The organism is Achromobacter sp. UBA5777, from assembly GCF_002418565.1.
Classification (GTDB): Bacteria; Pseudomonadota; Gammaproteobacteria; order Burkholderiales; family Burkholderiaceae_B; genus Achromobacter; species Achromobacter animicus.
The window spans coordinates 1916-24301 of record NZ_DIEJ01000117.1 but is presented as its reverse complement, the minus strand read 5'-3'; the positions used below and the strand labels follow the sequence as shown (position 1 = coordinate 24301).

The 22386-nt window shown below is 66.2% G+C and carries 20 protein-coding genes; 13 read left to right on the top strand and 7 right to left on the bottom strand.

What is annotated here, in order from left to right; translation table 11 throughout:
• Positions 1 to 35: 35 nt before the first annotated feature.
• The 4 genes from B3446_RS08830 to B3446_RS08815 form a co-directional block, all read right to left on the bottom strand.
• Positions 36 to 734, bottom strand: coding sequence for a hydrolase (locus B3446_RS08830; protein WP_191576344.1), 699 nt, complete (start codon positions 732 to 734; stop codon positions 36 to 38).
• Positions 735 to 901: 167 nt separating this feature from the next.
• Positions 902 to 1585: a YoaK family protein gene (locus B3446_RS08825; RefSeq protein ID WP_291379878.1), complete on the bottom strand. Its 684-nt coding sequence runs from the start codon at positions 1583 to 1585 to the stop codon at positions 902 to 904.
• An 81-nt stretch (positions 1586 to 1666) separates the two neighbouring features.
• Complete coding sequence (locus B3446_RS08820) at positions 1667 to 2095, bottom strand: DoxX family protein (protein ID WP_291379876.1); 429 nt, start codon at positions 2093 to 2095, stop codon at positions 1667 to 1669.
• A 12-nt stretch (positions 2096 to 2107) separates the two neighbouring features.
• On the bottom strand, positions 2108 to 3997 hold the full coding sequence (locus B3446_RS08815) for an amidohydrolase (protein ID WP_291379955.1): 1890 nt from the start codon (positions 3995 to 3997) through the stop codon (positions 2108 to 2110).
• 343 nt (positions 3998 to 4340) lie between these two features.
• Here B3446_RS08815 and B3446_RS08810 point away from each other — a divergent pair, with 343 nt between their 5' ends.
• The 5 genes from B3446_RS08810 to B3446_RS08790 all read left to right on the top strand — a co-directional run bounded on the left by B3446_RS08810 (position 4341) and on the right by B3446_RS08790 (position 13079).
• On the top strand, positions 4341 to 5450 hold the full coding sequence (locus B3446_RS08810) for a porin (protein ID WP_191576348.1): 1110 nt from the start codon (positions 4341 to 4343) through the stop codon (positions 5448 to 5450).
• Between the two features lie 156 nt (positions 5451 to 5606).
• Entirely contained in the window at positions 5607 to 7229 is a 1623-nt protein-coding gene (locus B3446_RS08805; RefSeq protein ID WP_291379874.1) for a methyl-accepting chemotaxis protein, read from the top strand.
• 88 nt (positions 7230 to 7317) lie between these two features.
• Entirely contained in the window at positions 7318 to 7983 is a 666-nt protein-coding gene (locus tag B3446_RS08800) for a response regulator transcription factor (protein ID WP_291379872.1), read from the top strand.
• Between the two features lie 20 nt (positions 7984 to 8003).
• Positions 8004 to 9365, top strand: a complete 1362-nt coding sequence (locus B3446_RS08795) for a sensor histidine kinase (RefSeq protein ID WP_291379870.1) — start codon at positions 8004 to 8006, stop codon at positions 9363 to 9365.
• Between the two features lie 702 nt (positions 9366 to 10067).
• Positions 10068 to 13079, top strand: a complete 3012-nt coding sequence (locus tag B3446_RS08790; protein WP_291379868.1) for an autotransporter outer membrane beta-barrel domain-containing protein — start codon at positions 10068 to 10070, stop codon at positions 13077 to 13079.
• Between the two features lie 114 nt (positions 13080 to 13193).
• Here the strand turns inward: B3446_RS08790 and B3446_RS08785 are convergent, their stop codons facing one another.
• Together B3446_RS08785 and B3446_RS08780 are read right to left on the bottom strand one after the other, a co-directional pair.
• Positions 13194 to 14174, bottom strand: a complete 981-nt coding sequence (locus B3446_RS08785) for a MerR family transcriptional regulator (protein WP_291379866.1) — start codon at positions 14172 to 14174, stop codon at positions 13194 to 13196.
• Positions 14175 to 14222: 48 nt separating this feature from the next.
• Positions 14223 to 14348 (bottom strand): hypothetical protein, encoded by a 126-nt coding sequence (locus tag B3446_RS08780; protein WP_291379864.1) that lies wholly within the window; start codon positions 14346 to 14348, stop codon positions 14223 to 14225.
• Between B3446_RS08780 and B3446_RS08775 the strand changes: the two genes are divergently transcribed.
• Complete coding sequence (locus B3446_RS08775) at positions 14347 to 14802, top strand: fasciclin domain-containing protein (protein ID WP_291379862.1); 456 nt, start codon at positions 14347 to 14349, stop codon at positions 14800 to 14802. The two genes, B3446_RS08780 and B3446_RS08775, sit on opposite strands and share 2 nt — an antisense overlap.
• A gap of 106 nt (positions 14803 to 14908) precedes the next feature.
• On the opposite strand, the gene B3446_RS08770 is transcribed toward B3446_RS08775, so the two are convergent.
• Positions 14909 to 15640, bottom strand: a complete 732-nt coding sequence (locus tag B3446_RS08770) for a GntR family transcriptional regulator (RefSeq protein WP_191576354.1) — start codon at positions 15638 to 15640, stop codon at positions 14909 to 14911.
• 124 nt (positions 15641 to 15764) lie between these two features.
• Between B3446_RS08770 and B3446_RS08765 the strand changes: the two genes are divergently transcribed.
• The 7 genes from B3446_RS08765 to B3446_RS08735 form a co-directional block, all read left to right on the top strand.
• Complete coding sequence (locus B3446_RS08765) at positions 15765 to 17162, top strand: class-II fumarase/aspartase family protein (RefSeq protein WP_291379860.1); 1398 nt, start codon at positions 15765 to 15767, stop codon at positions 17160 to 17162.
• Positions 17159 to 17557: a Zn-ribbon domain-containing OB-fold protein gene (locus B3446_RS08760; protein WP_291379858.1), complete on the top strand. Its 399-nt coding sequence runs from the start codon at positions 17159 to 17161 to the stop codon at positions 17555 to 17557. Before B3446_RS08765 ends, B3446_RS08760 begins: the two co-directional genes overlap by 4 nt.
• Positions 17554 to 18723: a thiolase gene (locus B3446_RS08755; RefSeq protein WP_191576357.1), complete on the top strand. Its 1170-nt coding sequence runs from the start codon at positions 17554 to 17556 to the stop codon at positions 18721 to 18723. The genes B3446_RS08760 and B3446_RS08755 overlap by 4 nt, the downstream gene beginning before the upstream one ends.
• A gap of 55 nt (positions 18724 to 18778) precedes the next feature.
• Positions 18779 to 19456: a 3-oxoacid CoA-transferase subunit A gene (locus B3446_RS08750; protein WP_191576358.1), complete on the top strand. Its 678-nt coding sequence runs from the start codon at positions 18779 to 18781 to the stop codon at positions 19454 to 19456.
• Positions 19446 to 20117 carry a CoA-transferase gene (locus tag B3446_RS08745; RefSeq protein WP_191576359.1) on the top strand — a complete coding sequence of 224 codons (672 nt, stop codon included), beginning with the start codon at positions 19446 to 19448 and terminating at the stop codon, positions 20115 to 20117. Before B3446_RS08750 ends, B3446_RS08745 begins: the two co-directional genes overlap by 11 nt.
• 39 nt (positions 20118 to 20156) lie before the next feature.
• Positions 20157 to 21137, top strand: a complete 981-nt coding sequence (locus B3446_RS08740) for a Bug family tripartite tricarboxylate transporter substrate binding protein (RefSeq protein ID WP_291379854.1) — start codon at positions 20157 to 20159, stop codon at positions 21135 to 21137.
• 6 nt (positions 21138 to 21143) lie between these two features.
• Positions 21144 to 22386, top strand: a 1243-nt coding sequence (locus tag B3446_RS08735; RefSeq protein ID WP_291379852.1) for a 3-hydroxyacyl-CoA dehydrogenase NAD-binding domain-containing protein, incomplete at its 3' end; no start/stop codon positions are given.

The following is a 22386-nucleotide window of genomic DNA, read 5'->3' as shown; positions in this document are numbered from 1 at the left end:
GGCCGCTGCGAGAGCGGCTGCGGGCCCGTGGGGCATCAGCGGGCGATGACGGGCGCGGCGACCGGTGCGATGGCGTCGTGGGCCGTTTGCGTGCGCTGCTTGGCCTTGTGCACCATGGTGTAGGCGTAGTCCACGCCCATGCCGTAGGCGCCCGAGTGTTCCTTCACGATTTCCATCACGGCATCGTAGGAGTCGCGGTGGGCCCAGTCGCGCTGCCATTCCAGCAGCACTTGCTGCCACGTGACCGGCACGACGCCAGCCTGGATCATGCGTTGCATGGCCATGTCATGCGCTTCCTTGGACGTGCCGCCCGACGCATCGGAGACCATGTAGATCTCGTACTCGCCTTCCAGCATGGCGCACAGCGCGAAGGTGGTGTTGCAGACTTCGGTCCACAGGCCGGCAACCACAACCTTCTTGCGGCCGTTGGCGGCCAGCGCGTCACGCACCTTCTGGTCGTCCCACGAGTTCATCGAGGTGCGTTCCAGCACCTTCTGGTTCGGGAACACGTCCAGCAGTTCGGGGTAGGTGTAGCCCGAGAACGACTCGGTTTCGACGGTGGTGATGGTGGTCGGAACGCCGAAGACCTTGGCGGCCTTGGCCAGGCCGACGGTGTTGTTCTTCAGCGTCTGGCGGTCGATCGACTGCACGCCGAAAGCCATTTGCGGCTGGTGATCGATGAAGATGATCTGGCTGTTCTGCGGGGTCAGGACTTCGAGCTTTGCTTGGGACATGAATATCACCTGGAAGATTGAATCAGAGGGGGACGCATAGCGCCTTGCTGCATGAAGATGCCTCATTCGCCCGCTGTGCCGCGAGCTTTAACGAGATCGTCAGAATATGGGAAACGTTCGCATTTCGACATTGTTCGAAGGTATGGCGCGTCCCCCTTCAAGTAGGGTCAGGCGGGGGCGCGCTTGATGCCCAGGGTGGCCAGGGCGGCGACGACGGGCGGCAGCACGAAACACCACATCAGCGACGCCCAATACAACAGCGCGGCGATGGCGCAGCCGGACGCAAAGGCCGCCAGGGCGGGCAGCATCTTGCGCAGGCGGCCGACGGCGGCCGTGCGGGCTTCGCCGGAGACGCCCTTGCAGAGATCGGCAAGGTCGATCATCACCTGCGTGGTGGTCCCGGTCATGAGCGTGGACGGCGGCGCACTGCCCAGGTGCATGCGCTGGATCGCATTCTGGATGCCCATGGCCGCGACCAGCAGCATGCCGCCCATCACGGCAAATGGCGCGTCGCTGTCGGAAAACGGGCCGTAGGCGATGAGAACGGCGGCCGCGGCAGCCAGCAGCAGCACCTTCGCGCACATGAGCCTGGACATGGCCGTGTCGGCGGCCGCGAGGCTGGATGCAAACAGGCGCGTCAGGACGACGACGGCACAGAAGAGCGGCAAGGCCAGGAGCTTGGCGAAGGCGCCGGTCGTGCCGTGGACGAAGGCGGCGCCCAGCGTGACGAAGTTGCCGGTCACGTGCGCCGTGAAAAGGCCATTCAACGCCAGGAACCCCGCCGTATCGACGTATCCCGCGTTAAAGCCCAAGAGGCCGGTGAATCGGGGAGATACGGGTGTCTGTTCCATGATGTGCAAGGTAAGCGTGGAAGACGCAGTGCCCGTTGGACCGGCGGCGCGGTCAGCGCGACGGACACTGCGAAGAGGCCGTTACCGCCGTTCGTTCAGGTCTTGCCAGATGACCAGCAGGAATCCGCCGACCAGCCCAAGGTGCTCGAAGAACGAGTTGGCGGCGAAAAAGCGCGCCTGGCCGGGCGGCATTTCCCAGAACTGCAGGGCGACGAACGTGGCGAGGAGCGTGAAGAGCGCCAGCGCCAGGGCGCCGATCCAGCGGTGCCAGCCGATCAGGATCATGATCGAGGCGATGATCTCCAGCGCGATCACGACCACGGCGAAGAACGGCGCGGGCGTGAGCCCGAAATGGGTCATTTCCGCGATGGCGCCGGGAAAGTCGGTCAGCTTGACCAGCCCGCCCTGCAGATACGCCGCGCACAAGCCAAGGTAGGCGACAAAGCGGGCAACGCGGCCCCCGAGAACAGGGCGCGCGATGCCGGCCAGCGAGGTTGAAATGCTCGACATGGATTCAGTCCCTTACACGGCCCAGCATGAGCAGCCCAGCGCGCCGAAGAACGACTTCTGGTCGGAGGCAGGCACGCTGGAGGCCCACGCGCTGGCGTGGCTGTGCCCGTGCATGCCGCAGGCGGTGGCGCATCCGCAGGCGGCGGCAAAGCGCTTGTAGTCCAGCGAATTGCGTCCCGCGCCGTCCGGGTCGCCCCAGGCGGCATAGCCGCCGAACAGGCGCGTGGGCGACCAGTCGGGCATGGCGGGCGGCGGCGCGTTCTCGTCGAGCTTGGCGAAGTCGCCCGCGCCGTAGACCACGCGCCCGCCGACCACGGTCAGGTCGGACGTCAGGAACGAAATCTCTTCGTCCGCCACCGTGAAGTAATCCTGGGACGGGACCATCAGGTCGGCAAACTGGCCCACCTGGATGCGGCCGCGCTTGCCTTCGTCGTTGGAGAACCACGCGACGTTCTCAGTCCACATGCGCAGCGCCGTCTCGCGGTCCAGCAGGTTTTCGTGCGGATACAGCGGCATGCCGCCCACGGTCTTGCCCGTCGTCATCCACGACAGCGAGATCCACGGGTTGTACGACGCGACGCGCGTGGCATCCGTACCGGCGGACGTCTTCACGCCCTTTTGCAAGATGCGCTTGACCGGGGGCGTGGCCTGCGCGGCCTTCGCGCCGTAGCGCTCGACAAAGTATTCGCCCTGGTAAGCCATGCGGTGCTGCACGGCAATGCCGCCGCCCAGCGCGGCGATCCGATCGATCGACTTGTCCGAGATCGTCTCGGCGTGATCGAAGAACCAGTTGATGCCGGTCAGCGGCGTGTCGCGATGCACTTTCTCGAAGACGTCCAGCGCCCGCGAGATGGTTTCGTCGTACGTGGCGTGCAGGCGCCAGGGCCACTTGTTCTGGACCAGAACGCGCACGACCTCTTCCAGTTCGCCTTCCATCTCCGGCGGCATGTCCGGGCGTTCGACGCGGAAGTCCTCGAAGTCGGCGGCCGAGAACACCAGCATTTCGCCCGCGCCGTTGTGGCGGAAATAATCGTCGCCCTGCTTGTACTTCACCGAAGACGTCCAGTTCAGGAAGTCTTCCTTCTCGTGCTTGGGCTTTTGCGTGAAGAGGTTGTACGCCAGCCGGACCGTCAGCTGGTTGTCGTCGGCCAGCTTCTGGATGACGGCGTAGTCGTCCGGATAGTTCTGATAGCCGCCGCCGGCGTCGATGACGCCCGTGACGCCCAGCCGGTTCAGCTCGCGCATGAAGTGGCGCGTGGAGTTCAGCTGGTAGTCGAACGGCAGCTTCGGACCCTTGGCCAGCGTGGAATACAGGATCGTGGCATTGGGCTTGGCCAGCAGCAGGCCCGTCGGATTGCCGTTCGAATCGCGGATGATCTGACCGCCTTCGGGGTCGGGCGTGTCCCGGGTGTAACCCACCACGCGCAGCGCCGCGGCGTTCAGCAGCGCGCGGTCGTACAGATGCAGCAGGAACACGGGGGTGTCCGGCGCAACCGCATTGATTTCCTCGATGGTCGGCAGGCGCTTTTCAATGAACTGGTGCTCGGTGAATCCGCCCACCACGCGCACCCATTGGGGCGCGGGCGTGTTGGCGACCTGGCGGCGCAGCATTTCCATGGCGTCCGCCAGGGACCGCACGCCGTCCCAGCGCAGCTCCATGTTGTAGTTCAGGCCGCCGCGCACGACGTGCGTGTGGTTGTCGTAGAGCCCGGGCAGGACGCCTTTCTTTTTCAGGTCCACCAGCCGGGTGTTCGGTCCCGCCAGGCGCAGGACTTCCCGATCGCTGCCCACCGCGACGAACTTGCCGGCCTTCACGGCGACGGCGCCCGCTTCCGGATTGGCGCGGTCCAGCGTGGTGAAGCGGCCGTTGTAGAAAATCACTTCCGGGGGACCGTCCGCCAGCGGCGTGCCGGTCTGGTTCTGCGACCCGGCATTCGCCCGGCCTGCCCACATGCTGTTGAGCGCAAACGCTGAAGCCAGCGAAGATGCCGCTCCCAGGACTTGTCGACGCGAAGCCATGCCACTCTCCTCGATTAATTTCGCGGTGGCTAGGTTTTCATGGCGCCCGCCGGGGCGCAATCCGACATTAGGTTCGTCACCCTATACCATCGACGAATGGCGCCGGCACGGCATGCACGCGTATCGTCTTCCGGTTTGCGTGCTGCCTTGCAGTTCCGGGGTCGCTCGTATCCCGTGCCCATGGGTTCATCGCGCAGGATTCCCACGGAAAGCACAGGAGCATGAGATGAAGGTTGGCCGCGACGCGCGCAAACGGGTTCTGGTTGGTGGATGCGCGGTGGCCGCGCTGTGTGGCGCCGTGGGCAGCGCGACGGCGCAGTCATCCGTCACGCTATACGGCCGGCTGAACACCGCACTGGAATACGCCTGGATCAGCGGCGGCGACAATGCCGGCTCCGGCTCGCGCATGACGAACAACCGGTCGGTTTTCGGCCTGCGGGGCGAAGAGGACCTGGGCAATGGTCTCTCGGCAATCTTCCAGATCGAAAGCGGCATCGCGCTCAACACCGGACAAGGCGAGATCGCCAGCCGGAACACGCGCCTGGGGCTGGCGTCGCCTTACGGCACGTTCTTCCTGGGCAATTGGCACACGGCTTACACCGAGTCGACCATGAAGATGGACCCGTACTATCCGATGACGGCCGGGTACATGGCGCTGATGGGCAACGGTTCGGCCTCCAGCTCGGGCAACGTCGAGAACACCAGCTCGTTCGACCGGCGCCAAAAGAACTCGCTGCATTTCCGGTCGGCCGACTGGCATGGCCTGAGCGCGGGCTTCACTTGGGGCCTGCCGCAGGAGCGCATGACGACGCCGCGCAATCCCCAGCTCTTTTCGTGGTCCGCGGCCTACAAGGAAGGTCCGCTGGCGCTGGTCGCGGCCTATGAACTGCACAGAAACTACCAGATGGCCGACTCGCACGACGATGCCATCAAGCTGGGCGCCTCGTATTCGTTCCCGACCACCACGATCAATCTTGTCGTCGAGCAACTGCGCTACCAGACGGCCACCGGCGATCTGCGCCGCAAGGGCTATTACGTGTCGCTGGTGCAGAAGCTGGGTTCCGGCAGCCTCAATGCGTCCGTCGGCTACGCCGCCAACGGTACCGGGCCGTCCACGCAACAGGTGGGCTATGTCCGCAGCGGCGAGAACACCGGCGCAGTCCAATACACGCTCGGCTACGAGCAGCCCTTGTCCAAGCGCACGTCCGTGTATGCGTATTACTCGAAGATCAAGAATCGCTCGAACGCGGCCTACGATTTCGCCATCAATGAACTTGGCGTGACCGCCGGCGCCAGCCCGCAGACCATTGCGTTGGGGTTGCGGCACAGCTTCTAGCCTTGGCGAGGCTTAACGATTCATTAATTGTTGCCTCGCTATAGTCGCGCTCGTCAGCCGGCGCGGCGCCTGTCAGTGGGGCCAGCGCTGCAATAGCGCGAGTAGTCATGAGCCGGTTGCCGATCACAACAAAGGCGAATGATGAATCTTGCATCCATGAAAGTGAGGTCTCGCCTCGCTATCGGTTTCCTCTTGCTTATCCTGGCGCTGCTGGTGCTTGGGGGCCTTTCCCTGTATGCCATGCGGACGCTGGACAAGTCGATGTCCGACATCGTCAACGTGAACAACCAGCAGCTGAAGCTGGCGTTGCAGATGCGCGAGCTGGTGCAGGGCCGGGCGATCGTGGTGCGCAACATCGTGCTGTACACGGACCCCCAAGCCGTGGCGAATGAGATCACCCGATCGGAAGACATGGCGACGCGCTATCGCCAAGCCAGCGAACAGCTTGCAAAGATGTTTGCCGAGGATGAAGGGACGCTGCCCGCCGAGACCGATCTGCTGGCCGCCGCGCAGCGTGCGCAGCAGGAAGCCTCGCCCATCTACCTGCGCGCCCTTGAAGCCGGGCGCCAGAACAATGCGCAGGAAGCCGCCCGGATTCTGCGTGAAGAGCTGCGCGCCAAGCAGGACGCCTGGCTCGACCAGTTGATGGCGCTAGCCAACCTGGAAACCAAACTCAGTGACGAATCGGCCGCAGAGGCCGCGCAGACGTCAGCGCGCCTGCGCAATGCAATCGTCGTGATCATGGCGATCGCCGTGCTGGCCGGTGTGCTGTCGGCCTGGCTGATCACGCGCAGCATCCTGCGTCAGCTTGGCGGCGAGCCTGCCGATGCGCAGAAGCTGGCAGGCGCCATTGCAAACGGCGATCTCACGACTGCGCTCACGCTGGACGGACGCGACCGGTCGAGCCTGATGTATTCGCTGGAGACGATGCGCATGCAACTGGCGACGACGGTGGGGACCATCATCAGCGCGGCGGAGTCCATCTCGACGGCGTCCGCCCAGATCGCAGAAGGCAACGCCGACCTGTCGCAGCGTACCGAGGAGCAGGCTGCGTCGCTGGAGGAAACGGCCGCCAGCATCGAGGAAATGACCTCGACCGTGCGGATGAACCAGGACAACGCTGCCAGCGGCAGCAGTCTCGCCGTGGATTGCAGCCAGCTCACGGTTGAGGCCGGCCGCGTGGTGGGCCAGGTGGTGGACGCGATCGGTGCGATCTCGACCGATGCCGAGCGCGTCGGCGAGATCGTCTCGGTGATCGACAGCATCGCGTTCCAGACGAATATTCTTGCGCTGAATGCGGCGGTGGAAGCCGCGCGGGCCGGCGAACAGGGCCGCGGCTTCGCGGTGGTGGCCACCGAAGTGCGCGCGCTGGCGCAACGCAGCGCGACGGCAGCCAAGGAGATCAAGGGCCTGATCGAGAATTCCAAGCGCGCGGTGCAAGGCGGCGAGTCGCTGGCGGCCACGGCGGGCGACCAGATGCAGAAGGTGCTGGACGCGGTGGCCCGCCTGAAAGAGGTGACGGTGGAAATCGCCTCGGCCTCGGCGGAGCAAACCAGTGGCATCGAACAGGTGAACGTGGCGGTGTCGCAGATGGACACGATGACGCAGCAGAACGCCGCGCTGGTCGAGGAATCGGCCGCGGCGGCAGGCGCGATGGCCACGCAGGCGAAGGAGCTGCTGCAGGCGGTGGCGCGCTTCAAGACGGAGCGGCGAACGGCTGCGGCGCATCCGGGCGCGCGCTACGAGCCGCTGGCGTTGGCCGCGCCCGCGCACGCCTGAGCCGGCGGCAGACCTTTTATGATGCGGCATGCGCGGCACGCCCGCCGCGCCGCGCAGAGGCTGACAACGCCCACAGAGGGGAACTGACATGCGGGTGCTGTTGGTCGAGGACGACGCGATGTTCGCGGACGCACTGACGCTGGCCCTCGAGGAGCTGGACTTTGCGGTGACGCTGGTGCAGGAAGTCGACGCCGCCAAGGTGCTGCTTCTGGAGCATGCCTTCACGATCGTGCTGCTCGATATCGGCTTGCATCGCGGATCGGGCCTGGACGTGCTGCGCTTTCTGCGCCGGCGTGGCGACGCGGCGCCGGTGATCCTGATCACCGCGCGGGATGCCTTGAGCGACCGCATCAAGGGGCTGGATCTGGGCGCCGACGATTACGTCATCAAGCCGTTCGAGCCCACAGAACTCTTTGCACGCATGCGCGCGCTGCTCCGGCGCAGCGGCGTGGCGGGCGACAAGGTGTTGGCCTGGCGTCATGTGAAGCTGGACCCCGGGCGCCGCGAGGCCTTTGTCGACGAGGTGCCGACGCGCCTGTCCGAGCAGGAGTTCCGCACGCTGGAGATGCTGCTCAGGCATCCCGACCGGCTGGTGTCCACCGAAGAACTGCGCGCGCATCTCTACGGCGCCGGCCGGCCCGGCGAAAGCAATACGATCGCCGTGTTCATTCACGCCCTGCGGCGCAAGCTGGGCAAGGACGCCATTGAGAACGTGCATGGCCAAGGCTATCGCCTGGCCCGGGACGGCAGCTGATGCGCCGGGTCACGAATTCGATGCGCGCGCAGATTCTGCTGGGCATCTTCAGCGCGCTGCTGGTGTCGTGGCTGGTGCAGTTCGGTCTGTACTGGAGCAGCCTGACGCGGACAGAGTCTGGGGCGCGCGATCATGAGCTGAGCGCGGTGGTCGACAGCGTTGCGTTCTTTCTGGCGATGGTGCCGGTGACGCAGGACATCACCCGCGACCTGCCCGTCCCCGCCGTCCTGTTGCGCCAATCCATCGGCAAGACCGAGATCCAGGTCTGGGACCGCGTGACGAACCGGCTGGTGCTGGCGTCGACGGACGCGCCACGGACGCGGATGGCGCAGGTCAATTCCATCGGATTCTCGTGCGTCCTCTTGGGCGGCGACACCTGGCGCGTTTATGCGGGATTGGACGAGACGGCACGCTTTGAGATCGTTGCCGCGACGCCGACGCGCGCGTTCTACGCGGGGCTTGCCGACCGCTTCGAGTTGGGCTCGATCATCACGCTGCTGATGTTTGCCGGAATCGGCAGCGTCACGATGTTCGTGGTCTGCCGTTCGACGCGCAAGCTCGGCCGCGCCGGCCGGGAGATCGCGCAGGCCAGCGTGACCGACGGCGTGACCGTTGACGAACGCGCGGTGCCCGCCGAAGTGGGCCCCTTGATACGCGCCATCAACGAGCGGCAGCGGCGGGTGCTGACGCTCGTCGAGAACGAGCGGCGATTCATCGGCGACGCCGCCCACGAACTGCGCACGCCGTTGGCGGTGCTGGCCGTGTATGCGGATACGGCATATCGGGTCAACGATCCCGTCAAAGCGAAGATGCTGATGCAGAAGATCGCCGAGACGACCCGCCGCAGCGCGCGCATCGTCGAGCAGCTGCTGGACCTGGCGCGCACCGACAGGAACGACATCGTGCTCGAACCGGTGAATCTCGCTTCCGTCGTGGGCTTTGTGCTGCGGGACATGCAGGCGTCGTTCGTCCATCGCGGCCAGCAGCTCACCGTGGATGCCGTCCCGGGCCAGATTCTGGGCCAGGTCGATGCGCTGGGCATCCTGGTTCGGAACCTGCTGGACAACGCGGGCCGGTACAGCGGCGACGGCAGTTCGATCCGGGTGGCGGTGGAGCGGGCGGCCGACAGTGTCACGTTGGCGGTGTCGGACAACGGCCCGGGCATCGCACGGCCGCTGCGCGAGCGCATCTTCGACCCCTTCTACCGCGGGCCCGGTGCGCCAAGCCACGGTAGCGGATTGGGGCTGGCCCTGGTGGCAAGGATCGCCCGCTCGCACAATGCGCGCGTCACGTTGGAGGACGGCGCCGAGGGGCGTGGCGTGTGCTTGAGCGTGACGTTTCCGCTGCCGGACGCCGTGGCCGCCGCCTCACCGGCGCAATAGGTGGGTGGAGAGAACATGGTTACGCCCGACTGCCGCAGTGAGACACGGCCACCGTTCGACGGGCTGCGCGCTTATCTGCGCGCCGTCCAAAGCCGGGACGAATTGCAGCGGATCCGCCAGCTTGAGCAGCGTAATGGTGGACTGAAGTGGTCCGTGGAACGCTTGGTGGCGAGGCACGACGTTGCCACGCAGTGCCCTGAATGCGGTTCCAAAACTGTGAGAACCCGTGCGGCGTTTTCACTAGCGGTATTAATCACCCGGCTCATACGCATTTTGAGGTTGGGCGCGGAGCGCCGACCGGATTAATCAAAAAGGTAAGGGTCGACCAGTCCGTCGTGTCATTTTGTTTCGGAAATGTATGTGAGTCGCTGTCCGATAACCGGCACCGTAAGGGGAGCGGATGGTATCCAACTGGGCTGTTCGCCTCGCAAAGATGGTATCCGATCGACCAATATAAATACTTCGGATAACCCGCGCGTAGTGCTTCCTACAAAGATCGGTCGTATGCCGTAGACCTATTTTGATAATTAACGGGATATAACCCCATTTATTAACGGGGACGTAAAAAAATCGTTATACATTGCCTCCTTTTTTCGAGAGCTGACCCTAAATTCACGCCGGCTGCATTATTACTTGTCGATACTTTTTAAACATATCGGCAATGTGTGAAAGGAAGCTCGATTAATCCGGAGGATTGAAGTTTTGGCATACGGCACAAAGAAGTGGCTGACGGCGACGCTCGCCCTGAGCGCGTCCTACGTGGGGAACGTCACCGCTGCGGACCTGACCCTCGGGTCGGGCAATACGCAGGTGTTTGACGGGTCGGCCAACTTTCCCGGCGGCATTGATGTCAACGGCGGCACGGCGGTTATTGGCGGTAATGGCGGCGGTGCGGGCGTGGCGATCGGCGGCAACGTCAATGCCATGTCGAATGGCACGGTGGCGGGTTTCGGGTCGATCGGTGGCGACCTGAACGTGACGGGAAATTCCCGCGTGGCGCCGGGATACTGGGTGGACACGCCGACGGGGGTCTCCAACGGCAATCTCGTGGTGAACGGCAATCTGTCGATCAACAACGGTGTCTTTGATTTCGAAACCGGCTACGCCGGACTGCCCATCACGCAACCCGGCACGGGCGACAACATCAAGGTGGGCGGCAACGTTGCCCTGAACAACGCGACGTTGAACGTGAAGGTCAGCACGCACGGGGTCAACGCGGGCTTTTACCGCATCATGTCGTACGGCGGCACGCTGAGCGGCAGCGGACTGACGCTGGGCACGGTCTCCGGCGACTCGGCGCCGGCCGCGACGATCCAGACGCTGACCGGCGACAAGCACATCAACCTGGTCCTGGGTCCCAGCACCACCAATCTGTGGAACGGCAATGGTGTGGCCTCCGCGGCAACCGCGGGCGGCGGCAGCGGTACGTGGACGGCGACGAGCGGCAACTGGAGCAGCCCGACGAACGCCACGGGCGCCCTGCCCAGCGGCGGCTATGCGATCTTCACGGGCGCGGCGGGCACGGTCACTGTGGACGGCAGCGCCGGTCCGGTGCGTGCGTCGGGCTTGCAGTTCGCCACGGACCGCTATCGCCTGCAAGGCGCGCCGATCACGCTGGCGGGCACGGGCGGCAACCCGCCCGTCATCGTCGTCGGCGACGGCACGTATGCGGCCGGCCAGTTTGTCGACATCATCGACAACCCGCTGCAAGGCACGGAAGGTTTTGTGAAGACCGGCGTCGGCTCCATCATCCTGAACGGCGACAGCAGCAACCTGACCGGCCCCATCTTCATCGCCGACGGCGCGCTGGAGATCAACGGCAAGCTGAACGGCCCGATGGACATCGGCCGCGAAGTGGTGCTGGCAGGTGTCGGCCAAGTCGGCAGCACGACGCTGTACCCCACGGCGGTGATTTCGCCGGGTAACGACGGCACGCCGATGGGCACGCTGACGGTCAACGGCAATCTCAACTTCGGCCAGGACACGATCTATCGCGTGCACGCCGATCCGACCAGCACGCTGAGCGACCGCATCCATGTGACCGGCGTTGCCACGCTGGACGGCACGGTCGCGCATGTGGGGCCCAATGGCAACTACGCGCCGCGCACGACGTACAACATCCTGACCGCGGACGGCGGCATTCAAGGCCGGTTCACGGGCGTGTCGAGCAACTACGCGTTCCTGACGCCGTCGCTCAGCTATGACGCGAAGAATGCTTTCATGACGCTCTCGCGTAACGACGTGCCGATCGGCAGCGTAGGCGGTTCGGAGAACGAAACGAACGTCGGTGGAGCGCTGGATCAGGAAGCGCCGCCTTCGAGCGGTAATGGCTCGGCTTCGGCGGGTAACGGTTCCGCGTCGACGGGCAATGGCTCGGCGTCGGCTGGCGACGGCTCTGCATCGGCGGGCAACGGATCCGCATCGACGGGCAATGGGTCGGCCTCGGCGGGCAACGGCTCGGCGTCGACGGGTAACGGTTCCGCAACGACGGGCAACGGATCGGCAACGACGGGCAATGGCTCGGCGGCGGCAGGCACCGGCAACGGCAATGAATCCGCCCCGATCGTCACCACGCCCGTCACGCCCGGCGCCGACTCGTCGCTGATCGCCAGCGGCAATGGCGCAGGCAAGACGACGGGTGCAAGCCAGGTGACGGCGGCCGTGCTGGCCATGTCTCCCGCGCAAGCGCGCGCGGCCTTGAAGCAACTGTCCGGCGAAGCGTACGCCAGCACCGGCAGCGTATTGCAAGGCCAGGGTGATGCGGTGACCACCCTGCCGCTGTCGCATCTGCGCGGCAACCTCGACGCGCCGATGCGCGCCGGCCGGCCGACGGCCCAATTGGGCGCGTCGTCGTCAGACGCCCTGCCGCAAAGCGGCGCATCGCCGATCTGGGCGCAGGCCTTCGGCAACTGGAGCACCTTCGGCGGCGACGGCAATGCGTCCACCGTGCATCAGTCCGCGGGCGGTCTCTTTGTCGGCGGTGACGGCGACGTGGGCGGCGGTTGGCGTCTGGGCGGCGCGGTCGGGTACACCGGCAGCCACAACTCGATCTCCGACGTGTCGTCGCGCATGCGCGTGGACAGCTACACGGCCACGGTCTTCGGCGGCAAGAATTTTGAAGCCGGTCCCGGACATGTGCGCTTCATGGTGGGCGCGGCCTACACCTGGCACGAGATCGATTCCAAGCGCAATATCGCGGCCGGCAGCCTGAACCAGCGCCTCGAGTCGTCGTATAACGCGTCGTCAACGCAGGTGTTCACGGAACTGGGTTACAAGCTGCCGCTAGGCGACGCCTACGCCATCGAACCCTTTGCCGGCGTGGCATGGAACCAGGTCCGCACGCGCGACTTCCAGGAAACGGGCGGCAGCGCGGCCCTGCGCGGCGAGGGCAGCAAGGACGATGTGACGAGCACCACGCTGGGCTTGCGCGGCGCCATGCTGATCGGCACGGATGACGCGCCGGGCCGCCTGACGGCCACGGTGGGTTGGCGCCATGCGATGGGCGATGTGAAGCCCACGCAGAAGCTGGCTTTCGAGGGCGGCAGCACCTTCACGGTGTCGGGCGTTCCCATCGCGCAGAACGCGGCCGTGCTGGGCCTGGGCGCCGAAGTGGCGATCACGCGCAACACGACGGCTGGCGTGGCGTACGACGCGCAGTTTGGCGGCGGCAATCGCCAGCAGTCGGGCATGTTCAAGCTGATGACGCGCTTCTGAGCCTCGTGGGGCGGGGCCGGTTCAATGCCGATGCCTGTACGGCAACGGGTTTGAATCCGGGCTCGTTCCTTTGCACGCGCCACGCGCTGAAGGCAGGGTCTTACTGCTCTGCCTTCAGCGCGTTTTCTTTTGGGTGTCGGTCTTCGGCGTCCCCGCCGGCAACGGCAGCCCTTCGGCTCTGGCCAGGCGTTCCATCGCAACTTCCAGGATGGCGCGTGCCTGCCCGGCTGCGCGTCCGAGTTCGCTGTGCAGTTGGGCGTCGTCTTCATTGCGGGACGCGCACTGGACGCTGTAGCGTTCGAAGCTGCCCACCATCAGCAACAGATCGGCCAGGTGCTTCGGGCATTCGCAGGCAAGGCCGCTACCGGACGCCATGATGGTCAAGAGCGCATGCTCGTCAAAGCGCAGCTCCAGGGTCGGATGCTGTGGCGCGGTCGGCAACCGCTCGCCCGCCAGCGCGGACCGGCACAACTGCAGCAGCTCGCCGGTGTCGGCAGGAACGCGGGCGGCCAGGCAGCCGTGCGCGCGCAACGCGCGGATGGTCGCGCTGGCGCAGAACCGGTACAGCACCACGACGGCCGCTTGGCCGCATGCTTGCGCGGCGGCCACGATCAGCGGCAAGGCGCTCTCGTGCAGTTCGGACTGTTCGATCACCAGTACCTCGACGCCGGTGTCCTGCGGCGTGAGCGCGACCTGTTCAAGGTGGGGCCAGCTGTGTTGGACGATCACGTCCAGGCCGTCGCGTCCGCTGCCGGTAATGCGCCGCGCCAGGTTGGCGCCGACCACGCCCAGCCTCAACGGCCCGTGCGTCTTGGGCTGGTGCGCGGCGGCGCCCGCCAGTTCCTGCAACTGATCCACGGACATGGGGGCGAGCACGCCGATGGCGTGACCCTGATCGACCAGCTGCTTGAGCAGGCTGAGCCGGCGAACCTGCTCGGCGGAATAAAGCCGCTGGCCACGCGCCGAGCGTTCCGCGCCCGACAGGTTGTAGCGGCGTTCCCAGACGCGCAGGGTCTCGGGCGACAGTCCCGCCAGCCGCGCCGCCACGCCGCTGCGGTAGGTGATGCGGCCGTCATCCGGTTGCTTGGATTCCATGGTTTCAGTTGACCCGATATTGAACCGATAAGTTTGAATAATAGCGGTTCAAAACGTGGACGAGAAGCCGTCCGACGCGTAAATTTTCTCCTCAAGCGGTTCAATTTCGATCTCGACGCCGCTTTGCGCAAACCCCGCTTTTCGCGGATGTTCACGGGACAAGGAGTCAATCATGAAACGTCTTCTGGCAGGTATTTCGCTCACCCTGGCGCTGGGCACGGCGCAGGCCGCCGACATCGTCAACACCGCCAAATCCGCGGGGTCGTTCAACACCCTGGTGACCGCCGTGCAGGCGGCCGGCCTGGTGGACACGCTGAAGGGTCCGGGGCCGTTCACCGTGTTTGCGCCGACCGATGAGGCTTTCGCCAAGGTGCCGAAGGACAAGCTCGACGCGCTGTTGAAGGACAAGGCGGCGCTGACCAAGGTCCTGACCTATCACGTCGTGCCGGGCAAGGTCATGGCCAAGGACGTGAAGGCAGGCCAGGTGAAAACCGTTCAAGGCAGCCCGCTGACGGTGACGGTCAATGGCGGGACGGTCATGGTGGATAACGCCAAGGTCGTGAAGACGGACGTGGTGGCGGATAACGGCGTCATCCACGTCATCGACACGGTGCTCATGCCGAAGTAATTGGGCTGCAACGAGAGGGCTGCAATGCGCGGCCTGCACTGCGCAGGCTGCAACGATGTCGGCCTTGGTAGGCCACCGTGACGGTGCGTGGCCTACCTTTTTTGCTTTATTCCGTATGCCGGTCCAGCGCCATCGTCAGCCGGAAACGGCTGGCGGGATGGTACGTGACGCTGATCTCGACGGTCTGGCGCGTCGTGTCGATGTAGCTGCGCAAGATGCGTAGCGCGGGTGAGCCGGCCTCGGCGTTCAACGGACCGGCCACGCGCGCCGGCAGCGCGACCGCTTCGATGTCCTGGCGGATCTGCACGATGTTCACGCCGTAGTTCGCCTCGATCAGGCTGCTGATCAATTCCTGCGGGTTGTCGCGCACGCGCGGAACGACGTCGCGATAGGCCGGGTCCAGGTATGCGTCTGTCCATCCGATCGGATTGGCCGCATCGTCGCGATTGCGGCGCAGGCTTGAAATGCGCAGCCAGCGCGTGCCGCCCGCACAGCCCAGTGTCTGCGCCAGCGTCAGGTCGGCCACTTCGTCGGCCACGTCGATGACCTCGCGCATGTGCGCCTTGCCGAACTGCACCACGCCCTCGATTGAAGTCAGCGCCTGCTTGTAGTTGGCCGCGGGCCGCGCCGACTCGACGCGCGTGCCGACGTTCTTGCGGCGCGATACCAGACCCAGTTGCTGCAATTCTTGCAGCGCCAGCCGCACCGTGTGCCGGCTGGTGTCGTACTGCGCCGCCAATTCCAATTCGGTGGGCAGCAGGTCGCCGACCTTGTGATGGCCCGCGACGATCGCCTCGCTCAGCGCGGCCGTCAGGCGCGCCGCTGTCATCCGTGTCATGGATTGCTCCTAGTCTTTTCCAAAGCACCTGCGGGTATACCCCGATATCCCGGTCCGCCAAGCATCCCTAGACTTCCTATATGTTCGAACATATTGATATGTTCGTGGTTTCAGCGAGGTTAGCATGCCGGTTTCTCTGCTGGGCGGGGCCACCACGGTTCTCGACTCTGTTCTCTTTCGTGACGCCTTCGGCACGGCCGAAGCCCGCGAGATTTTCTCCGATCAGGCGACGCTTGCGCGCTATGTCGAGGTCGAGGTCGCGCTGGCCCGCGCGCAGGCCCGACTCGGGCTGATTCCGGCCGAGGCCGCCGAACAGATCGCCGCCCGCGTCAAGCCCGGCGAACTGGATTTGCCCGGGCTGGGTCAGCAGACCGACATCGTGGGCTACCCCATCCTCCCGCTGGTCGAGCAGCTTGCCACGCAATGCGGCGACGCGGGCGGATATCTGCACTGGGGCGCGACCACGCAGGACATCATGGACACCGGCATCGTGTTGCAGGTGCGCGCCGGCCTGGACGTGATCGAGCGTGACTTGTCCGAAGTGCGCGAAGTGCTGGCGGGCCTGGCCGAGCGTCACCGCGCGACGCCGATGGCTGGGCGCACGCATTTGCAGCATGCGCTGCCCATCACGTTCGGCTACAAGGCGGGCGTCTGGCTGTCGATGTTCGACCGGCATCAGGAACGGCTGGCGCAGCTGCGCGATCGCGTGCTGTGCGTGCAGCTTGCTGGGGCGGCGGGCACGTTGGCTTCCATGGGCGAGCACGGACTGGCGGTGCAGCGCGAACTGGCCAAGGAACTGGGCCTGGCCGTCCCGGCCACGACCTGGCACGTTGCGCGCGACTCGCTGGCCGAGGTGGTCAACCTGTTGGCATTGATCGCCAGTTCACTGGGCAAGGTCGCCACCGATGTGATGATCATGGCGTCCACGGAATTCGGCGAGCTGCGCGAACCCTTCGTGAAGGGCCGTGGCGCCAGCAGCACGATGCCGCAAAAGTGCAATCCCATCTCTAGCGAACTGATGCTCGCGGCGGCCAAGGCCGTGCGCCAGCACGCCGGCCTGATGCTGGATGCCGCGGTGCAGGACTTTGAGCGCGCAACGGGGCCGTGGCATGCGGAATGGATCGCCATTCCGCAGAGTTTCATCCTGACGGCCGGCGCGCTGCATCAGGCCCGATTCGCGCTGGGCGGGCTGAGCGTGGACGTGGAACGCATGGGCGCCAATCTGGGCCTGACGCACGGCCTGATCGTGGCCGAGGCCGTCATGATGGAGCTGGCGCCCGCGCTGGGCCGGCACAACGCGCATCACATCGTCTACGACGCCTGCCGCGCGGCGCTGGGACGCGGGTGCAGCCTGGCCGAGGCGTTGCTGGATTCGCCCGAGGTCAGCAAGCACTTCGACCGCGAGGCGTTGGCGCGCATCACCGACCCCGCCAACTATCTGGGCCAGGCGCCCGCGCTGGCCGACCAGGCGTGCGCCCGCTCGCGCGCGCTGGGCTATCCCCATCAGGAGGCCCGCGCATGAGCACCGTGCACAAGACGGACGCGCCGGTCGGCGTGGAGCAGACGTACTTCAGTTCGCTGGCGCAGGGCGTGTGGCGCGTGCCGCGCTGTGGCGGTTGCGGCCTGGCGGTCTTCTATCCGCGCCAGATCTGCCCGCAGTGCGGCGGCGGGGATTTTGACTGGTTCGAGCCGAGCGGCCGCGGCGTCATTCATTCGACCACCACGGTCCGGCGTTCGCCCGAGGCGGGCGGCGACTATAACGTGTGCCTCGTCGATCTGGAAGAAGGCTTTCGCATGATGAGCCGCGTCGAAAACGCCCCTGCCGCCCGGCCCCGCATCGGCGACGCCGTGCGCGCCGTGGTGCGCGCCCATGGCGACGCCAACCGCGTCGTGTTCAGTCTGGACGAGCAAGCATGAAAGAGAACACATTTCGCGGCGCGGCCGCGATTGCCGGCATCGGCCACGCAGGCCTGGGCAACGCCGCCGGCTTCACTGAAATGGAAATCCTGGCGCAGGCGAGCGCGCGCGCCGTGGCGGATGCCGGCCTGCGCATGAGCGACATCGACGGCCTCTGCACGTGCAGCGCGTCGGCAACGATGTGGGCGATGCCGGTGGCCGAATACCTGGGCATCAAGCCCACGTTCATCGACAGCACCATGCTGGGCGGCTCGAGCTTCGTCGCGCACCTGGCGCCCGCCGTCCACGCGCTGATGTCCGGCGAGTGCAACGCGGTGCTGGTCTGCTATGGCAGCACGCAGCGCTCGGGCACGATGAACCGGGCCGCCGTCGGCAAGATGCGCGCGGCGCTGGATCCGCAGCCTTTCGAGGCGCCGTACGAGCCGCTGCAGCCCATCACCGCCTACGCGCTGGCTGCCGCACGCCACATGCACGAATACGGCACCACCCGCGAGCAGCTGGCGCAGGTGGCCGTGTCGGCGCGCGAGTGGGCGCAGCTCAATCCGGACGCCTGGTCGCGCGATCCGCTCAGCCTCGATCAGGTGCTGGCCGCAAGGCCGGTGTGCGATCCGCTGACGGTGCGCGACTGCTGCCTCCTGACCGACGGCGCGGGCGCGTTCGTACTGGTGCGGTCGGACCGCGCGCGCGATCTGGCGCAACCGCCGGTCTATGTGTTGGGCAATGCCACCGAGGTCTGGCATCGGCAAATCTCTTCGATGCAGGACCTGACCGTCACCGCGGCCTCGCGCTCGGGGCCGCGGGCGCTGGCGCAGGCCGGCGTGCAAGTGCCGGACGTAGACCTCGTCTGCCTGTACGACGCGTTCACCATCAATGTGCTGCTGTTCCTGGAAGACCTGGGGTTCTGCCCCAAGGGCGAAGGCGGCCGCTTCGTGGAGGGCGGCCGCATCGGCCCCGGCGGGTCGCTGCCGGTCAACACCAATGGGGGCGGCCTGTCGTTCGGCCACCCCGGCATGTACGGCGTGTTCCTGGTGCTGGAGGCGGTTGCGCAGTTGCGCGGCCAGGCCGGCGCGCGTCAGCGGTCCGCCGACATCGCGCTGGTCCACGGCAACGGCGCCACCTTGTCCAGCCAGTCCACCGCCGTGCTGGGCACCGCGGCCGCGCTCTGATTTCATTCATCCAACCTGGAGCCCTGCGGCGTGTCGCGCGCCGCAGGGAGTGTTCATGATCGACAAGATATCTCCCTCGCTGCAAGAGGCGGTCAGTGTGATCGGCGATGGGGCCACCGTGATGGTGGCCGGCTTCGGCGACTCGGGTCTGCCCTGCGCGCTGCTGCACGCGTTGAAGGACGCGGGACCGCGCAACCTGACCATTGTGAGCAACAACGCGGGCACCGGCGATTACGGACTGGCGGCATTGCTGTCGGCCGGCCTGGTGCGCAAGGTGATCTGCTCGTATCCCAAGTCGTCGGGGTCTGACGTGTTCACTGCCCTGTACCGCGCGGGCAAGATCGAACTGGAAGTCGTGCCGCAGGGCACGCTGCTGGAGCGTATGCGCGCTGCCGGCGCCGGGCTGGGCCCGTTCTTCACGCCCACGTCGTACGGCACGCCGGTGGCCGACGGCAAGGAGCAGCGCGTCTATGAAGGCAAGGGCTATGTGCTGGAGAATCCGCTGCCCGCAGACTTTGCGTTGCTCAAGGGCGATCAGGCGGACCGCTGGGGCAACCTGACCTACCGCCTGGCCGCGCGCGGCTTCGGACCGGTCATGGCGATGGCCGCGCGGCACACCATTGCCGAGGTCAACGAAATCGTGCCGCTGGGCGGACTCGCCGCCGACGCCGTGCACACGCCCGGCATCTTCGTTCAAAGCGTCGTACGCCTGGAGGCACGCCATGACGGTTAAACCCCTCTCCCGCCTGCGCGTGGCGCAGATTGTCGCGGACGACATTCCCGACGGCAGTTATGTGAATGTCGGCATCGGCATTCCCACGCTGGTGGCGGGCTGCATCGCGCCGGACAAAGAGATCATTCTGCACAGCGAGAACGGCATCCTCGGCCTGCGCGGTCTGCACGACGGCGAGACGCCCGACCCGGACCTGATCAACGCCAGCAAGGTGTCCGTGCAACTGCTGCCGGGGTCTTCGATCTGCGACCAGGCAACGTCGTTCGCCATGATGCGCGGCGGGCATCTGGATCTGACCATTCTGGGCGGTTTTCAGGTAGCGCCCAACGGAGATCTGGCCAGCTGGTCGCTTGGCCTGCCGGGCGACGTGCCCGGCATCGGCGGCGCGATGGACCTCGTGGCGGGCGCGCGCCGCGTTGCCGTTGCCATGCAGCACTGCGACCGCGACGGCAATTCCAAGCTGGTCAGCGCCTGCACGCTGCCGTTGACCGGTCCAGGCGTGGCCGACGTGATCTACACGGACCTGGCGGTCATCGACATCGATCCGGCGCGCGGCTTCGTCGTGCGCCGCATGTTGCGCGGCCTGACGCGCGAAGCGTTGCAGGCGGCCACCGCCGCGCCCCTGGCCTACGCCGATGAAGTGACGTTTATCGAACCCTGACGCGCAACGCGCGCAATAAAAACGAGTGAAGGAGACACCATGACCCTGTTGCACAAGATCAAGAAGGGCGGCGTTCTGGCCGCCATGTCGCTGGGATTGGCCGCCGTATCGGCCACGGCGTACGCGGAGTACCCCGAGCGTCCCATCCAGCTCATCGTGGGCTATCCGCCCGGCGGGTCGGCCGACGTCGTCGCGCGTCCGCTTTCCGTCTTGCTGGGCAAGAAGCTGGGCGTGCCGATCGTGGTGGAGAACCGGCCCGGCGCCGGTTCCAGCATCGGCACGCAGGCCGTGGCGCGCGCCAATCCAGACGGCTACACCGTCGGCCTGGTGCTGGCGGCGCATGCCATCAATCCCAGCCTGTACAAGAACCTGCCGTACAACACCGAGAAGGATTTTGCGCCGGTCGGCAAGATCGCCGCCCTGCCGATGGCGCTCTACGTCAACTCGCAGTTTCCGGCCAAGACGGTGGGCGAGCTGATTGCCTACGCGAAGGCCAATCCGGGCAAGGTGACCCTGGCTTCCTCGGGCAACGGCAACACCACGCATCTGGCCATCGAGCTGTTTGCGACCAGTGCCGGCATCGACCTGCTGCACGTGCCCTACAAGGGTGGCGGTCCGGCCCAGACGGCGGCGCTGGGCGGCGAAGTCTCCGGACTCTTTGACGGCCCGCATTCGCTGAATATGGTGCAGAGCGGCCGCGTGCGCGTGCTGGGCTTTGCCAGCAAGGATCGTCTGTCGCTGGCGCCGGAGGTGCCGACCATCTCCGAGGCTGGCTTGCCCGGCTTCCAGGTGTCAGGCTGGTACGGCCTGGTGGCGCCGGCGGGCACCCCCCAACCGGTTATCGACAAGTTGAACAGCGCGCTGAACGACGTGCTCAAGGGCGCCGACTTCCCCAAGACGGTTGAACCGCTGGGCTACATCGTCACGCCTTCGACGCCGGCTGAATTCGGGACCTTCGTGGCCGACGAGACGGCACGCTGGAAGAAGGTCATTCAAGACGCCAACATCAAATTGGACTGAGGCAATATGGGTAGCGAATCGACGACGGGTCTTCCTGACCTGGACCGGCCAGGCGTGAAGGTGGGCGTGGTGGGCGCGGGCCTGATGGGCCGCGGCATCGCGCAGGTGGCCGCGCAGGCGGGATACGTGGTCCGGCTGCACGACACACGCGCCGGCGCCGCCAGCCAGGCGCGGCAGGACATTCTGGCGTCGCTCGCGACGTTGGCCACGCGCGGCAAGATTCCACGGAAGCAGGCCGAAGGCGCCGATGCGCGTCTGATCGCCGCGGACGCGCTGCAGGATCTGCATGATTGCGAACTGGTGATCGAGGCCATTGTCGAGTCGCTGCCTGCCAAGCAGGCGCTCTTCCGCGAGCTGGAGGCGGTCGTCACGCCGCAATGTGTGCTGGCGACCAACACGTCGTCGCTCCTGGTCACCGAGGTGGCTAGCGGATGCGCGTTGCCGGAGCGGGTCGGCGGTCTGCACTTCTTCAGCCCCGTGCCGCGAATGAAGCTGGCGGAGGTCATTCCCGGCCTGCGCAGTGCGCCAGGCTTGGCCGACACGCTGACGGCGTTCACGCGTCGCCTGGGCCACACGCCCGTCGTGGCGCGCGATACGCCGGGCTTCATCGCCAACCATGCCAGCCGCGGCTATCAGCCCGAAGCCTTGCGCATTGCGGGCGAGCAGATCTGCGACTTCGCCGGCATCGACGCCATCCTGCGCGATGCGTGCGGCTTTCGCATGGGCCCCTTCGAACTCTTCGACCTGACCGGACTGGACGTGTCGCATCCGGCGGGAGAGTCGATCTATCGCCAATGGTTCGACGAGGCGCGGCATCAGCCGTCGATCATCACGCGGCAGCGATTGGCGGGCGGCGTGCTGGGGCGCAAGACGGGTCAGGGGTTCTATCGGTACGACGCGGACGGCAAGCGCGTGGAGGCGGAGGACGACTGCGGCGCGGCCGTGGTGGCGGACCCGCGCATCCCCGTGTGGATCGCGCCGTCCGAGCTTCCTTTCCGCGCCATGCTGGCGGCGCGCGTGGCCGCGGGCGGCGCCACGCTCGAGACCGCGGACACGCCGTCCGACGCGGCGCTTTGTCTGGTGCTGCCTGTTGGCGATGACGCGACGGCAGCGTGCGTCCGGCTGGATCTGGACGCGCGGCGCGTGGTCGCCGTCGACCCGCTGTTCACTCACACGCGGTGCACGATCATGCTGACGCCCGTGACGTCCGCGGCCATGCGGGACCAGGCGCGCGCGATCCTGCAAGAGG